General features: G+C 70.8%; 11 protein-coding genes and 2 pseudogenes. All 13 read left to right on the top strand.

Features of this window, described 5'->3' with window-relative positions:
• Window positions 1-415 precede the first annotated feature (415 nt).
• The 13 genes and pseudogenes from GEV07_28385 (at window position 416) to GEV07_28325 (ending at window position 14504) form a co-directional block, all read left to right on the top strand.
• Complete coding sequence (locus GEV07_28385) at window positions 416-1597, top strand: DnaJ domain-containing protein (GenBank protein MQA06468.1); 1182 nt, start codon at window positions 416-418, stop codon at window positions 1595-1597.
• Between the two features lie 57 nt (window positions 1598-1654).
• Complete coding sequence (locus GEV07_28380; protein MQA06467.1) at window positions 1655-3178, top strand: Hsp70 family protein; 1524 nt, start codon at window positions 1655-1657, stop codon at window positions 3176-3178.
• A 28-nt stretch (window positions 3179-3206) separates the two neighbouring features.
• Complete coding sequence (grpE, locus tag GEV07_28375) at window positions 3207-3668, top strand: nucleotide exchange factor GrpE (protein ID MQA06466.1); 462 nt, start codon at window positions 3207-3209, stop codon at window positions 3666-3668.
• Window positions 3665-6481, top strand: a complete 2817-nt coding sequence (locus GEV07_28370; GenBank protein MQA06465.1) for a cell division protein FtsK — start codon at window positions 3665-3667, stop codon at window positions 6479-6481. Before grpE ends, GEV07_28370 begins: the two co-directional genes overlap by 4 nt.
• The gene (locus GEV07_28365) at window positions 6478-6945 is read left to right on the top strand and encodes a hypothetical protein (GenBank protein ID MQA06464.1); all 468 of its coding nucleotides are present in this window, start codon (window positions 6478-6480) and stop codon (window positions 6943-6945) included. Before GEV07_28370 ends, GEV07_28365 begins: the two co-directional genes overlap by 4 nt.
• 14 nt (window positions 6946-6959) lie before the next feature.
• Window positions 6960-7538 carry an exonuclease gene (locus GEV07_28360; GenBank protein MQA06463.1) on the top strand — a complete coding sequence of 193 codons (579 nt, stop codon included), beginning with the start codon at window positions 6960-6962 and terminating at the stop codon, window positions 7536-7538.
• Between the two features lie 152 nt (window positions 7539-7690).
• Window positions 7691-8037: pseudogene (locus GEV07_28355) on the top strand (hypothetical protein).
• A gap of 71 nt (window positions 8038-8108) precedes the next feature.
• Window positions 8109-9631 (top strand): annotated as a pseudogene (locus GEV07_28350) (ABC transporter substrate-binding protein).
• A gap of 5 nt (window positions 9632-9636) precedes the next feature.
• Window positions 9637-10674: a substrate-binding domain-containing protein gene (locus tag GEV07_28345; protein ID MQA06462.1), complete on the top strand. Its 1038-nt coding sequence runs from the start codon at window positions 9637-9639 to the stop codon at window positions 10672-10674.
• Between the two features lie 42 nt (window positions 10675-10716).
• Entirely contained in the window at window positions 10717-11643 is a 927-nt protein-coding gene (locus GEV07_28340) for an ABC transporter permease subunit (protein MQA06461.1), read from the top strand.
• The gene (locus tag GEV07_28335) at window positions 11643-12509 is read left to right on the top strand and encodes an ABC transporter permease subunit (protein ID MQA06460.1); all 867 of its coding nucleotides are present in this window, start codon (window positions 11643-11645) and stop codon (window positions 12507-12509) included. The genes GEV07_28340 and GEV07_28335 overlap by 1 nt, the downstream gene beginning before the upstream one ends.
• The gene (locus GEV07_28330) at window positions 12506-13504 is read left to right on the top strand and encodes an ATP-binding cassette domain-containing protein (GenBank protein ID MQA06459.1); all 999 of its coding nucleotides are present in this window, start codon (window positions 12506-12508) and stop codon (window positions 13502-13504) included. Before GEV07_28335 ends, GEV07_28330 begins: the two co-directional genes overlap by 4 nt.
• A complete protein-coding gene (locus tag GEV07_28325) occupies window positions 13497-14504 on the top strand; it encodes an ATP-binding cassette domain-containing protein (protein MQA06458.1) in 1008 nt (335 codons plus the stop codon). The genes GEV07_28330 and GEV07_28325 overlap by 8 nt, the downstream gene beginning before the upstream one ends.
• Window positions 14505-14637: the final 133 nt, after the last annotated feature.

Raw genomic sequence — 14637 nt, 5'->3', positions numbered from 1 at the left:
CGGCGAGCTGAACTGGCTCGGCAAGACGCTGAACGTGGCCTTCGCCATGACCGTCGGCTACGGCTACCGCACCTGGCTGGCGGCCCTCTGGCTGGTCGTCATGCTCGCCGGCGGCTGGCTCGTCTACACGCTCACGTACCCAGCGCACCTGCGCCCGGCCAGCGACGAGCCGCCGCAGTTCGAGCCGCTCGCCTACGCGTTCGACGTGCTCATCCCCGTCGTCGACCTGGGCCAGCAGCAGGCGTGGCTGGCCGAAGGACCGGCGCTCGTGTGCTCGTGGCTGCTCATCCTCGGCGGCTGGGTGCTCACCACCGCCGTCGTCGCGGGCCTCACCAACGCGCTGCGGCGCGAGTAGTACCCCGGCGCCGATTACACTGCCCCGCACAGGCCAAGCGCAGGTTCTGGAGGCTGACGGGTGGAGGACTACTTCGCGCTGCTCGAGCTGTCGCGGGACGCGACGACCGAGCAGATCGACGCGAAGATCAAGCAACAGGTCCGCACCTGGCAGCGCCGCACGACCAACCCCGACCTCGCCAGACGCCAGGAGGCAGAGCGGCGCGTACGGCTGCTCGCCGAGGCGCGTGAGGTGCTCCTCGACCCCGACCGCCGTGCCGAGTACCTGATCCGGCTGGACGAGTCCAGCCGGCCGGCCACCACCCCGGCGGAACCGATCGCCGCACCGTCGTCCGGCCAGGACGTGGAGAGCTGGCTGGCGCAGGCCCGTGCGTACCTCGCCAAGTCGGACCACGCGGGCGCGCTGTACGCCGCCAGGGAGGCACGCCGGGCGGACATCAAGTGCGCGGAGGCGTGGGCCCTGATGGCTCGGGCAAACCTCGCCATGGGCGGCCTGGCCGACGCGCTCACCGAGGCCCGCAGGGCCAGCGACCTGGAGCCGGGCAACCCCGGCTACTACTTCGTCCAGGGCCGGGTGCACGAGCAGCGCGGCCAGCTCGCGGAAGCCAACCGCGCCTACGAGATCGCCGCCCGCCTCAACCCGGGCGCCGAGGCCCCGCGGCTCGCCGCCGCCAACATCGCCGCGCTCGGCGACAGCCCCGAGGAGGCGCTGCCGGCCCTCGAGGACCTCTTCGAGAACAGCGCCGACAAGCCGAAGGTCGGGCAGGTGCTGGCGAACTGCCTGGTCCAGGTGGCGGAGAAGGTGCCCGCGCAGCGCACCGGCGACGGCTACCTGATCACGTCGGCCGAGGAGGTCGACGCCATGGAGCGGCTGCTGTTCCGCGCCCGCCAGGTCACCGCGGACCGGGAGCTCGTGCAGCGGATCGAGACCATCGCCGGGCACGTCAAGTGGGCGAAGGAACGCCACGTGCGGAAGCTCGACACGGCCGGCGGCTGCGCCGGTGTCGTCGCGGCCGGGGCGGCGTTGGTCGGGGTGTTCGCGTTCTTCTGGTTCCTCGGCGACTTCGGCCCGCTGCCCGGGCTCCTCGCCCTGTTCTGCCTGGCCGCCGCGGGTGGCTACGCCTGGTGGGTGTGGACCCCAGGGCACGCGCTCAACCGGGCCTCCACCCAGCCCAAGGCGAAGAGCCCACAGGCGAAGAAGTCGCAGGCCAAGACGCCGCCACGCAAGGGCAAGCGCCGCTGACACCCGACGCCGGGCAGATAGGCTCGTACGCACACGACGTTCGCGGGAAGGATCACGGTGGCGCAGGCGCTGGGCATCGACCTCGGCACGACGTTCTCGGCCGTCGCCGTCGTCGGGGCCGACGGCGTGCCGGCCATGGTGCGCAGCCGCGAGGGCGAGAACATCACCCCCTCTGTGGTGCTGTTCGCCGGTGACCAGGTGCTCGTCGGCTCCACCGCAAGCCGCACGGCCGCCACCATGCCGGACGACTGCGTGCGGTTCGTGAAGCGGTTCATGGGCGACCCGCACTGGTCGTTCGTCGACGCGGACGGCAGGGAGTACCGGCCGGAGGAGATCTCCGCGTTCATCCTGCGCCGGCTCGCCGACGACGCCGCCATGGCGCTCGGCGGGCAGGTCGACGAAGTCGTGGTCACGGTGCCTGCGTACTTCGACGACGCCAGGCGCAAGGCGACCCTGGACGCCGCGGAGATCGCCGGGCTGAACGCGCTGCGGTTGGTGAACGAGCCGACCGCCGCAGCCGTCGCGTACGGGCTGGACGAGATCGACCACAGCACCTGCCTGGTCTACGACCTCGGCGGCGGCACCTTCGACGTGACGGTGATGCGGATCGCCGGCGGCGACTTCGACGTGCTCGCCACCGACGGCGACCGCAACCTCGGCGGCTTCGACTTCGACAACGAGCTGATGCTGCACGTGAACGGCGTCGTGCAGGACGCCGGCGGGCCCGACCTCTTCGACAGCGGCGCGCTCGAAGCCGACCTGCGGGAGAAGTGCGAGCTGGCCAAGCGGACGCTGACCAACGTGTCCCAGGCGTCGGTGTTCGTCAGCGCGCACGGCCAGAACCACCGGGTGCAGGTCACGAGGGACGAGTTCGAGCGGCTGACCAAGCCGCTGCTCGACCGCACGGAGACCATCGTCGAGTCCGTGCTCGCGGCCAGCGGCAAGCGCTGGCCGGAGATCGACCACGTGCTCCTCGTCGGCGGCTCGACCAGGATGCCGATGGTGCCCGCGCTGCTGCAGCGGCTGTCCGGCAAGCAGCCACAGTCCAGGATCAACCCCGACGAGGCGGTCGCGTTCGGCGCGGCGATCGTCGCCGACCTGACCATCGCGCAGGAACGCAACGAACCGGCGGCGACACCGGCGATCGACCAGGTGGCGATCAACGACGTCACGTCGCAGAGTCTCGGCATCATCGCCGTCGACGCGGGTAGTGACAGACCCGTGAACGTCCCCGTCATCCCGAAGAACAGCACGATCCCCTGCAAGTACGAGGACACCTTCGTCACCGTCGAGCAGAACCAGGCCGAGTGGATCTGCGAGATCACCGAAGGCGACGACCCCGAGCCCGAGTACGTCGTGAAGCTGCTCGAGCGGCCGATCCCGCTGCCGCAGAACCTGCCGAAGGGTGCGCCGATGAAGGTCACCATGTCGTACGACGTGGACGGCGTCGTGCACGTGGCCGTCACCGACGGCACCAGCGGCCGCTCGCTGGGGGAGATCGAGCTGGAGCGCCCGCTGAACCTCGGCCGCGACGACGTCACGCGGATGCGGACGGCGTTGCAGCGACTGGAGATCCAGTAAGCCATGCGCGGGGTGAGGGGGAACGCAGATGGCTGACGACGAGGTCGTGCGCCGGCTCGACGAGCTGATGGACCTGTTCACCCGCCGGCTGCTGGACGACAGGCAGAAGCGCGCCACCATCGAGGTGCTGCAGCAGGAGCTGGACCACGCCAGGCAGGGGCTCGCGGCCGAGTACCTGCTGCCGCTGGTGCACGAGATCGCGCTCGTCGTCGACCGGCTGGACCGGTACGACGGCGCGGACCCGGAGTTCGCCGCGTCGGTCGCCGCCGAGCTGGTCGAGGCGCTGGCCAGGCAAGGCGTCACGGAGATCACCGTCGACGACGAGTTCGACCCGAGCCGGCACGAGGCGGTCGAGACGACCGACCGCGCCGAGCTGCCCGCCGGCCAGGTCGTCGAGGTACGCCGCCGCGGCTTCGCGCACACCGCCGCGGTGCTGCGTCCCGCGCAGGTCGTGGTCAACCAGACCGCCTCAGAAGGCGGTCCCGCATGACCGACGAAGTCCCTGGCAGGGAGTCGATCCCACGTCGGCGTGCGGCGCCACCGCCGACGGCCGACGCCGCGTCTGCGCGTGACGTCTGGCGGCTGCCGGACGCGGCCGGCGACGACCCGGCGGCGTGGGAGGCGCGGATCCGTGGCATCCGCGCGGCGTTCGAGCCGTTCGTCCAGCAGGCGCAGCAGGTCGCGGCCGCCGAGCGCACCAGGGCGGAACAACGCAGGGCGCAGGCGTACCAGGAGGCGGATACCGCCGCCGAGCACGCACGCGGCCAGGTGGGCGGCTACGTCGGCGACGCGCTCACCACGGCCGGCGCCGTGGCCACCGACCGCGCGCAGCAGCTGGCGCCGGGGCTCGGCTGGCAGCCGTACGGCACCGACGCCTGGCGCGCCGGTGAAGGGGTCGGCGCCGGCCTGCCTTCGTACGTGAGGATCGGCACCGTGCACGGCGGCGACGTACCGATCGTGGTACCGGTCACCGACCTGCGCGGCTGGCAGGTCTGGACCGACCACCCGGTCGCCGCCCACGCGCTGGTGCAGAACGTCGTGCTGCGCATGATCGCCACCGCCAGGCCGCTGCAGGTGCGGGTGGACGCGTACGACCCGCGGCTGAGCGGCGCGCTCGGCCTGTTCGGCCGGCTGCACCAACGCGCACCCGGCGTGCTGCCCGCGCCCGCCAACGCGCCCGACCAGCTGACCGCACTGCTCACCGAGCTGGTCGCGACCTCGTCGCGGCGCGGTGCCCGGATGACGCAGCACGGCTACGACGCGTTCGCACAGCTCGCGGCGCACAGCAGCCGCACCGCCGAGCCGTACCGGGTGCTCGTACTGCTCGACTACCCCGCCGGCGTCGACGCCGCCGCGCAGCGCGAGCTGATCAGGATCGCGAAGACCGCGGACAGCCGTGGCCTTTGCCTGCTCGTGCACCACGACCCGGACGTCACCCCCGCCCGTGACGTCGACGCCGCCGAGCTGCTCAGCCTGCTACAGCCGCTGGCGATCGAGGACGGCCGGCTCGAGCTCGACCGGCTGGAGGACCTGCCCGTCACGGTCGACCCGCCGCCGGGCACCGCCGAGGCGAACGCGATCTGCGACATGGTCGGCGACCTGGTCGAGCGGGCCACGCTGCCGACCGTCGACTTCGCCGAGACGCTGCCGCCCGAGCGCGACTGGTGGCAACCGGTGGCCGAGGAGCTCAGCACGGTCATCGGCTACGCCGACGACGTCCCCGCCACGCTGCAGCTGCGCAGCAGCAACCCGCCGCTGCCGAACGTGCTCGTCGGTGGCGCCGTCGGCAGCGGCAAGTCGAACCTGTTGCACAACCTCATCCACGGCCTCGCGACCCGCTACGCGCCTGCCGACCTCGAGATGTACGTGCTCGACTTCAAGCAGGGCATCGAGTTCGCGACCCTCGGACCGACACCGGACCAGCAGCACTGGCTGCCGCACGTCCGGGTGCTCGGCGTGCACAGCGACCGCCCGTTCGGTCTCGCCGTGCTGCAGTACCTGACCGCGGAGCTGGAACGGCGCAGCGACGTGTTCAAGCGGCAGCACGTCACCGACATCGCCGACCTGCCGCCGGGCGCCGACCGGCCGCCGCGCATCCTCGTCGTGCTCGACGAGTTCCAGGTGCTCTTCGAGGAGGACAGCAGCAGCCTGGCCGAGGAGGCGATCCGGCTGCTCGAACAGCTGGTGCGCCAGGGACGTGCGTACGGCATGCACGTGGTGCTCGCGACGCAGAGCCTCGCGGGCATCCAGCGGCTGGCCATCAAGCGCGAGTCGATCTTCGGGCAGGTGCCGTACCGGGTCGTGCTGAAGACCACGCCGTCGGACTCGCAGAGCATGCTGCAGCTGATGAACTCGGCCGCCGCCGAGCTGCAGTTCCGCGGCGAGGCGATACTCAACGACAGCTACGGCGCGGCGGAGAGCAACCGGCGGATCCTCGTCTCGTACGCAGAGAAGACCGCGCTCGACGGGCTGCGCCACCGGCTGTGGGAACGCAGCGACGACCTCCGGCCACCGCGGATCTTCCAGGTCGGCGAGCCGGCGAAGCTCGCCGCGGTCGGGCCAGCGGAGACGATGGGCTACGACGCCGACGACGAGTCGTACGCGGTCTGGCTGGGCATGCCGATCAGCGTGGCCGAGGACCCGGTGACGCTCACTGTCCGCCCCGAGCCCGGCGCCGGGTTGGCCGTGCTCGGCGATGGCCCGCTCGACGCGCTCGGCGTGCTCACCGGCGTGGCGTACTCACTGGGCGCGGATCCGGTGCCTGGCACCAGGTTCGTGCTGTTCGACCTGCTGCCGGCCAGCGACCCGGTCGCCGCGGGGAAGGCCGCACTGCTCGACCTGCTGCGCAGGCTGGGCGCCGACGTCACGGTGGTCGGCAGACCCGAGCTGGACGGCCAGCTGGTGTCGTTGCGCGACCTTGTACGAACCGGCACCGCGGTCGACCAGCCGGTGCACGTACTCGGGCTCGGCATGCATCGCGCGACCCGGCTGCAGGAGCAGTCGGCGCTGCGCGAGATCGTCGCCGACGGCCCGGCCGCGGGGGTGTGCACGTACGCCTGGTGGAACCGGCTGCACGTCTGCACCGCCCAGCTCGGCATGAACCGCAGCGACCTCGGTGCGTACCTGTTCCTGCGGCACCCAAGCGACGGGGTGAAGCGGATCTGCGGCGCGCAGACGCAGTGGGCGTCGGAGCGCTTCCGCGGGCTGTTCTGGGACGGCCTGCAGGAGAGCCCCACGGTGGTCGTGCCGTTCGGTCCGCTGGGCCCCGAGGACGTCGACCGGCTGGCGGAGGTGCCGCGATGAACACCTCGACCTGGCCGGAGTACGTCGACGCCCTGCAGGCGCTCGCCCGTGCACCCGCGGCCGGGGACGACCGCAGGCGGACCATCGACGACCAGCTCACCACCGCCCGCAAGAGCGCAGACGACGAGCACGCGCACGTCGTCACCACGCAGGAGCGGCTGGAGGAACAGATCCGGCAGCTGCGCAGCACCATCGACCAGGCGATGCACGACGACGGGATCGCCGTCGACGGCCCGGCCGCGTCCGTCGGCGTGCCGGCGCCGGAGTCCATCGCCGAGGCGAGGGGCAGCCTCACCCGGCTGGAGCGCCAGCTCGCCGCGGACCAGCGCGCGCTCGCGTCCGCCAGGAGCTCCGCCGCGCGGGAACGGCTGCGCCAGCAGCAGCAGCGGCGACTGACCCTGGTCGTCGCCGCGGTCGGGCTGCTCATACTGGTGGTCATCGTCTTCGCGGTCGTCGCCGGATGAATGAGGACCAGCCCATGAAACGCGACGTGTACATCAGCGTGGACATCGAAGCCGACGGCCCGATCCCCGGCCCGTACTCGATGCTGTCGCTCGGCGCCGCGTTCGCCGGCACCTACGACGCGGACGGCTACCGCGCACCTGACGACCCGCGCGAGGCCACCTGGTACGCCGAGCTGCGGCCGATCAGCGAGTCCGTCGTCCCCGCCGCGCTCGCCGTCACCGGGCTGGACAGGGACCAGCTCGTCAGGGCCGGTGAACCGCCGGCGCGCGCCATGGCCGAGTTCGCGCACTGGGTGGAGGCGACCGGCCGCCGCTACGGCGGCGCCCCGGTGTTCGCGGCGTACCCGGTCGGCTTCGACTGGATGTTCGCGTACTGGTACCTGATGTCGTACGCCGGCCACTCCCCGTTCGGCCACAGCCGCGCCGTCGACATCAAGACGCTCTACGCCGCCCGCGCCGGCCGCCCCATCTCGCACGCGACCAAGCGGCACATGCCCCGCCACTTGCACGCCGAGACCGAGCACACCCACAACGCCCTGGACGACGCGGTCGAACAGGGCGAGCTGCTGGCCAACATCATGCGCTGGCGCTGAGCCGGCGCCCCGACCCCCACGCACTACCAGCGGCATCCGATGCGTTGACGGCATCTCGGCACGGCGCTACTCTCATCGTTACCGTTACCGTTAACGATCACGGTAACGATCATTTCGCCTCGCGCAGGTTCGGTTCGATTGGTAGGAACGCGATGCAGCAGTCCTTGTCCGTGGTGTTGGAACGCAACGCGCTCCTGTCGGGCGAGTTCACCACCGAGCCGTACGAGGCCGCCTGGGCGCGCGAGGCCCGGTGGTTCATCCACGCACTCGAGGTCCACGACCCGGCCGCCCGCCTGGAAGCCGTCACCCAGATCTCGCCCGACGGGCTGCACTGGTGCGACCTGGGCGACGACCCCAAGCACCTGGACGACGCAGGGCTCACCAGCTGGTCGGTACACGAGTTCGGCGGCTGGCTGCGGCTGAAGGGGACGGTCACCAACCCGTCCGGGGCGACACGGCGGGCATGAAGGCGAGGATCCACCTCGCCCTGAAGTCTTGACGTCCTAGCGTCTGCTCGCGCGGGCGAGCGGCGTGCCCACACCTACGGGGGTTGCCAATGGAGGTAGACCCATGGAACCACGATTCGGTCGACGCACCTTCCTGCTGGTCTCCGGCGCCGGACTCGCGAGCGCGTACCTGACGTCGTGCACGGTCGGCGGCAGCGAGGACACCGGCGGGCAGGAGCTCCGCGCCGCGTTCCTGCAGCCCATCACCACGCTGGACCCGTACCGCATGGGCAGCACGGTCGACGAGCCGTCGCTGATGGCCCGCGGGCTCATCTTCGACACGCTCGTGCACCGCGACGACAACGGCAAGCTGGTCCCCGGCCTGGCCATGTCGTGGAAACGGGTGGACGACACGACCTGGGAGTTCGAGCTCAGGCCGGACGCGAAGTTCCACGACGGCTCACCGGTGACGGCGGCCGACGTGAAGGCCGTGCTCGACTACATGGTCAAGACGCCGACCGAGCAGACACCGCTGTGGGAACCGATCGACGAGGTAACCACCAGCGGCAAGCGCAAGTTCACCGTGAAGACCAAGCAGCCGATGGGCACGCTCCCGGTCAACCTGACGCTGCTGTTCATCGCGTCCGCCAAGGCCGTCGGCAAGACCGACTCGTTCCGCAAGCCGGTGGGCAGCGGTCCGTACCGGGTCACCGCGTTCACCCCCAGCAGCTCCGTGCGGATGAAGCGGTCGCCGGAGTTCTGGGGACGCAAGGGCAAGAGCACGTCGATCGAGCTGCCGTACATGAAGGAGCCGGCAGCGGCGATCACGTCGTTGACCAACGGTGAGATCGAGCTGCTGTGGCCGTCCCGCCGGACCAGGTGAAGGAGCTCGAAGGCGCCGGCGAGGTGATGCTGCAGCGGGCGACCAGCTGGGTCTACTACTTCAACTGGTTCAACTGCGGACGCAAGCCGTTCGACGACCCGCGGGTGCGGCGCGCGATGTGGCACGCCCTGGACGTGGAGACCATCGTCAAGGACCTCTTCGGCACGGGCGCGAAGCCGATGGACGCGCCGATCCCTTCGTCGGTGTTCGGCTACGCGAAGCAGCAGCCGTACGCGCACGACACCGACAAGGCGAAGCAGCTGCTCCGCGAGGCCGGCCTTGCCGACGGCTTCTCCACGTCGATGATGTGGTTCGACGACACCGGCCCGCTCGCCCGCCAGCTCGCCTCGGCGATGATCTCCGGCTGGCGGAAGATCGGCGTCAAGGTCGAGTCGCAGAGCATCGAGAAGGCGGAGTGGCTGGAGCGGCTGAACTCGCTCGACTGGGACATGGACCTGCAGACCAACACGGTCACCACCGGCGACGCCGACTTCACCCTCGGCCGGCTCTACACCAGCCAGGCCAACAGGTTGGGCTACAAGAACCCGAAGCTCGACGCCATCCTGCGGAAGGCCGCCGAGTCGTCCGACAACGGCCGCCGCGAGGAGCTGTACGCGCAGGCCTGCAAGATCATCTGGGACGACGCGCCAGGCATTTTCCCCGCCAACATCGTCACTGCGTACGGTAGGCGCGACAACGTGTCGGGCTTCAAGCCCGCGGCCAGCAACCAGCCTGACCTCACCACCGTCGGGCTGTCCGGGTAGGCGGTATGTGCGCAGCACGACGGGTAACGCTTCGGACCATCGCCGAGTCGGTCGGTCTCTCGGTGAACACCGTGTCCAGAGCGCTCGCGGGGAAAGACGCGGTGAACGAGCAGACTCGGGAACTCGTCAGGGCCGAGGCCGACCGGCTCGGGTACGTACCGAACTCGATGGCGCGTTCGCTGGTTCTCGGCGCCGCCATGACGTTCGGCATGGTCATCACCCACCCCGCGAACCCGTTCTACTCGATGCTGATCAGCGGCGTCGAGGAACGCTGCCGGGCGAACGGGTACTCGCTGCTGCTGATGGTCACCGAGGAGAGCCTGGACATCGAACGCAGCGCCGCCGAGGCGCTGCAGCGGTGGGGCGTCGACGGTGCCATCGTCATCCCCGTCCAGGAGAGCGCCGAGCACTGGCAGCGGCTGCAGGACTCCGGGGTGCCCATCGTGCTGGTGAACCGCGACCTCACCGAGATGGAGTGCGACTTCGCCGGCGTGGACTACGAGGCGGGCGCCTATCGTGCGGCCAGCCACCTGCTCGACTCGGGCGCCCGTACGATCCACCTGCTCGAGGAGGACCTGCCGCTCACCTCGGTCGGGGACCGCATCACCGGCTTCCGCCGGGCACTGGACGAGCGCGGCGTGACACTCGCGGACGACACGATCAGGCGGGTGCCGTCGCAGAACCCGGGGGCCAGCACGCTGCCGTGGGAGCTGGCGGACGCGTACCACCTGGCCCAGGAGCTGGTGCCAGAACTGGCGCCTGGCGCCGCGGTGATGACCGGCAACGACTACTTCGCGCTCGGGCTCTACCGCGCGTTGGCCGAGAGCGACCTGCGCGTGCCGGACGACGTCGCGATCCTCGGCTTCGGTGACCACCCGTTCTCCGCCTACCTCAACCCGACCCTGAGCAGCGTCCGGCTGCCGGCCGCCGAGATCGGCACGGCCGCCGTGGACATGTTGTTGCACCGGCTGAAGGAGATGAGCTCCGATGTCGAGACCCTTCGACTCCAGCCGGAGCTGGTGGTACGCGCGTCGACCCGTTGACGCCGGCCGCAGCTCGAGTCCCGCAATCCGCTGGAGAGTTCCATGCTGACGTTCGTCGGGCGCCGCCTCGCCCAGGCGGTGCTGCTCGTACTCGGCGCGCTCACGATCGTCTTCGTGGTCGTGCGGGTCGTGCCCGGCGACCCGGCCAAGCTGATGCTCGGCAACCAGGCCACCGACGGCCAGATCGCGCAGCTGCGCGACCAGCTCGGCCTGTCCGACCCGCTGTGGCTGCAGTACGTGCACTACCTCGCCGACATCGTCAGAGGTGACTTCGGCGAGTCGTGGCGTATCGGCGGCAGCGCGCTTTCCGTGGTCGCCGAACGGCTGCCGGCCACGTTGATCCTCGCGTCGTACGCGATGGTCCTCACCATCGCCGTGGGCTTCCCGCTCGGCATCTACTGTGCCCGCAGGGTCGGCAGCTGGGCCGACCACCTGGTGTCGAGCGTCTCCCTCGTCGGCCAGGCGCTGCCGGCGTTCTGGGTGGGCATCATGCTCATCCTGCTGTTCACGCGCACCCTCAACGTGCTGCCGAGCACTGCAGACGGCACCCCGCAGGCGTTGCTGCTGCCCGCCATCACGCTCGCGCTGCCGTTCCTCGGCTGGCTGGCCAGGCTGGTACGCAACGGCGCACTCGAGGAGATGAACCGCGACTACGTCCGCACCGCGAAGTCGAAGGGGCTCAGCGCACGCGTCGTGTTCTACGTCCACGTCATGCGGAACACGCTGGTGCCGGTCGTCACCGTGCTCGGCCTGCTGATGGGCAACTTCATCGCGGATGCGGTGATCGTGGAGAACGTCATCGCCTGGCCGGGCATCGGCTCGCTCATGGTCGAGTCGATCACCAACAGGGACTACTCGGTGGTGCAGGCGACGATCGCCGCCATCACCGTCGGCTACATCGTGCTGAACCTCGTCGTCGACGTCCTCTACTTCTACCTCGATCCACGTATCGCCTCGGAGAACACGTGATGGCCACCACGACGACACGGCCCGCCAGGGCGTTCCTCGCCGGCATGAGCCGGCCGACGAAGGTGGCCTGCGCGATCCTCGCGTGCTTCGTGCTGACCGCCGTCGTCGGACCGATGCTGCGCCCCTTCGACAGCGTCACCACCAGGCTGGGCGACCGGCTGCTGCCGCCGGGCGCACGGCTGGCTGACGGCATGTTCGCCCCGTTCGGCACCGACCAGCTCGGCCGCGACCTGCTCGCCGAGGTGCTCGCCGGCAGCCGGATCTCGCTGCTCGTCGCCCTTGCGGTCGTGGTGATCGGCGGCCTGCTCGGGCTGGTGCTCGGCCTCGTCGCCGGTTACTTCGGCGGCCCGCCGGACGCCGTGATCTCCCGGCTCGGCGACATCCAGCTGGCGTTCCCGAGCATCCTGCTGGCCATCCTGCTCGCCGGTGTGCTCGGGCCCGGCCTGGCGAACATCGTGATCGCGCTCGCGGTCACCAGGTGGGTGGTCTTCGCCCGCGTCGTGCGCGCCTCGGCGATCTCCGTACGCAACCTCGACTTCGTCGACTCGGCGCGGCTGCTCGGCGCCGGGCACCTGCGGATCATCTGGTCCTACATCCTGCCGTCGTGCTGGGCTCCGCTGTTCGTCGCCGCCACCGCGCAGATCGGCCTCACCATGGTCGCCGAGGCGGCGTTGAGCTTCCTCGGCCTCGGCGTCCCGGTGTCGCAGGCCTCCTGGGGCGCGACGATCAGCGAAGGCCGGAACTATCTCGGCTCCGCCTGGTGGATCTCCACCATCCCCGGCACGGCGCTCGCCATCGTGGTGATCTGCGTGGGCATCGCCGGCGACGCGCTCCGCAACGTAGCCGACCCACAGGGGCGCTCATGACAGTGCAGACCGAATCACTGCTCGCGGTGACCGACCTCCGCGTCGAGGTCGGCCAGGACGCTGCCCGTACGGAGATCGTGCACGACATCTCACTGTCGGTGCCGCGCGGCGGCGCGCTGGCGATCGTCGGCGAGTCCGGCAGCGGCAAGACGCTGACCGCGCTGTCCATGATCGGGCTGCTGCCGCCCGGCGTACACGCGAGCCAGGGCCTGGTCGACTTCGACGGACGCGACCTATTGCAGCTCGGCGACGTCGACTGGCAGGGCGTACGCGGGCGCGACATCGCCATGATCTTCCAGGACCCGACCAGCGCGCTGAACCCGTGCCTGACCGTCGGCTACCAGATCGCGGAGATGTTCCGCAGGCACCAGGGCATGGCGCGCGGACAGGCGTACACGCAGGCGGTGGACCTGATGACCCAGGTCGGCATCCCCGACGCCGCACGGCGCGTGACCGCGTACCCGCACCAGTTCTCCGGTGGCATGCGGCAGCGGATCATGATCGCCATGGCGCTGGCGCTCGGCCCGCGGCTGCTCATCGCCGACGAGCCGACGACGGCGTTGGACGTGACCGTGCAGGCCCAGATCCTGCGGCTGCTCAAGCAGCGCCGGGCGGACGACGAGCTGGCGCTGATCCTCATCACGCATGATCTCGGCGTGGTGGCACGGGTGGCGGAGTCGGTCGCGGTGATGTACGCCGGCCGCATCGTCGAGCACGGCCCGGTGCCCGAGGTGTACTCCAGGCCCGCGCACCCGTACACCCGCGGCCTGATCGGCACCGTGCCGACGCGGACCGGCGGCCGCAGCCAGCTCGCAAGCATCGAGGGGCAGCCGCCCGACCCCGCGTCCCCACCGGACGGCTGCGCGTTCCACCCGCGGTGCCCGCTCGCGCAACCGATCTGCCGCACCGAGCGGCCGCCGCTGCGTCCGCTGACCGACGGCCGCAGCAGTGCGTGCCACTTCGCGGAGGACGTCCTCGGAGGAGCCGATGACTGACCAACCACTGCTCGAGCTGGTGGACCTGCGGGCCGGCTACCGACTGCGGCGCAACTGGCTGCGCCGCGGACCGTCCCGGGTCACCGTCGTCGCGGACGTGAACCTGCGGCTGCCGGCCGGCCGCACGCTCGGCATCGTCGGCGAGTCCGGCTGCGGCAAGTCCACCCTCGGCCGCACCATCGTCGGCCTGCTCCGGCCGTGGTCGGGCGAGGTGCGCTACGACGGACGCGACATCGGCGCCGCGACACCCAAACAGCTGCGCGGGTTGCGCCGCGACGTCCAGATGGTGCTGCAGAACCCGTTCGCCTCCCTGAACCCGCGGATGACCGTCGGCGAGCTGGTCAGCGAGGGCTGGCGCATCCACCCCGGCATCGTGGCGCGCTCGGAGTGGGACGCGGAGATCGCGCGGCTGCTCGACCAGGTCGGCCTGCGGCCGGAGCACGCGAACCGCCGTCCACATGAGTTCTCCGGCGGCCAGCGGCAGCGGATCTGCATCGCCAGGGCGCTCGCGCTACGGCCGCGCCTGATCGTCTGCGACGAGATCGTCTCCGCGCTCGACGTCTCGATCCGCGCGCAGATACTCAACCTGCTGCAGGACCTGCAGGACGAGCTCGGCATCTCGTACCTGTTCATCGCCCACGACCTGGACGTGGTCAGGCACTTCGCGCACGACACCGCCGTGATGTACCTCGGCACGGTGGTGGAGAACGGCCCGACGGAGCAGATCTTCACCGCGCCGTCGCACCCGTACACGCAGGCCCTGCTGTCGGCGGCGCCGACGGTGGACGACTGGCGGCCGGACCGCCCGGCAGAGCTCGTGCTCAGCGGCGAGACCCCGTCGCCGACGCACCCGCCCACCGGCTGCCGGTTCCGCACCCGCTGCCCGAAGGCGGCCGACCTGTGCGCGACCGACGTACCGACGCTGGTCGAGCGCGGCACCGGCCACCCGGTGGCATGCCACTTCGCCGAGGTCGACCTCGCGGTCACCGGCCGCAGCTAGTGGGCATCTCCGTTAGTTCGTCGGGGTCATGCGGCCGGTCGGCTCACTGGTGGGGATGTGACTGGGTCGTGTAGCCGCAGGTGGGCCAGGAATTGGTTGAGGTCGTCGCGGGTGTAGGTCCAGTTGAACGATT

The sequence above is a fragment of the Streptosporangiales bacterium genome (assembly GCA_009379825.1).
In the GTDB taxonomy this organism is placed as follows: domain Bacteria; phylum Actinomycetota; class Actinomycetes; order Streptosporangiales; family WHST01; genus WHST01.
Note: the sequence above shows the minus strand (reverse complement) of the source record. Positions and strands in the feature narration are given on the sequence as shown.

Bases quoted from the DNA above. Each gene is read 5' to 3' on its own strand.
- grpE (MQA06466.1), top strand. From the start codon at position 3,207: ATGGCTGACGACGAGGTCGTGCGCCGGCTCGACGAGCTGATGGACCTG.
- GEV07_28370 (MQA06465.1), top strand. From the start codon at position 3,665: ATGACCGACGAAGTCCCTGGCAGGGAGTCGATCCCACGTCGGCGTGCG.
- GEV07_28365 (MQA06464.1), top strand. From the start codon at position 6,478: ATGAACACCTCGACCTGGCCGGAGTACGTCGACGCCCTGCAGGCGCTC.
- GEV07_28360 (MQA06463.1), top strand. From the start codon at position 6,960: ATGAAACGCGACGTGTACATCAGCGTGGACATCGAAGCCGACGGCCCG.
- GEV07_28345 (MQA06462.1), top strand. From the start codon at position 9,637: ATGTGCGCAGCACGACGGGTAACGCTTCGGACCATCGCCGAGTCGGTC.
- GEV07_28340 (MQA06461.1), top strand. From the start codon at position 10,717: ATGCTGACGTTCGTCGGGCGCCGCCTCGCCCAGGCGGTGCTGCTCGTA.
- GEV07_28335 (MQA06460.1), top strand. From the start codon at position 11,643: ATGGCCACCACGACGACACGGCCCGCCAGGGCGTTCCTCGCCGGCATG.
- GEV07_28330 (MQA06459.1), top strand. From the start codon at position 12,506: ATGACAGTGCAGACCGAATCACTGCTCGCGGTGACCGACCTCCGCGTC.
- GEV07_28325 (MQA06458.1), top strand. From the start codon at position 13,497: ATGACTGACCAACCACTGCTCGAGCTGGTGGACCTGCGGGCCGGCTAC.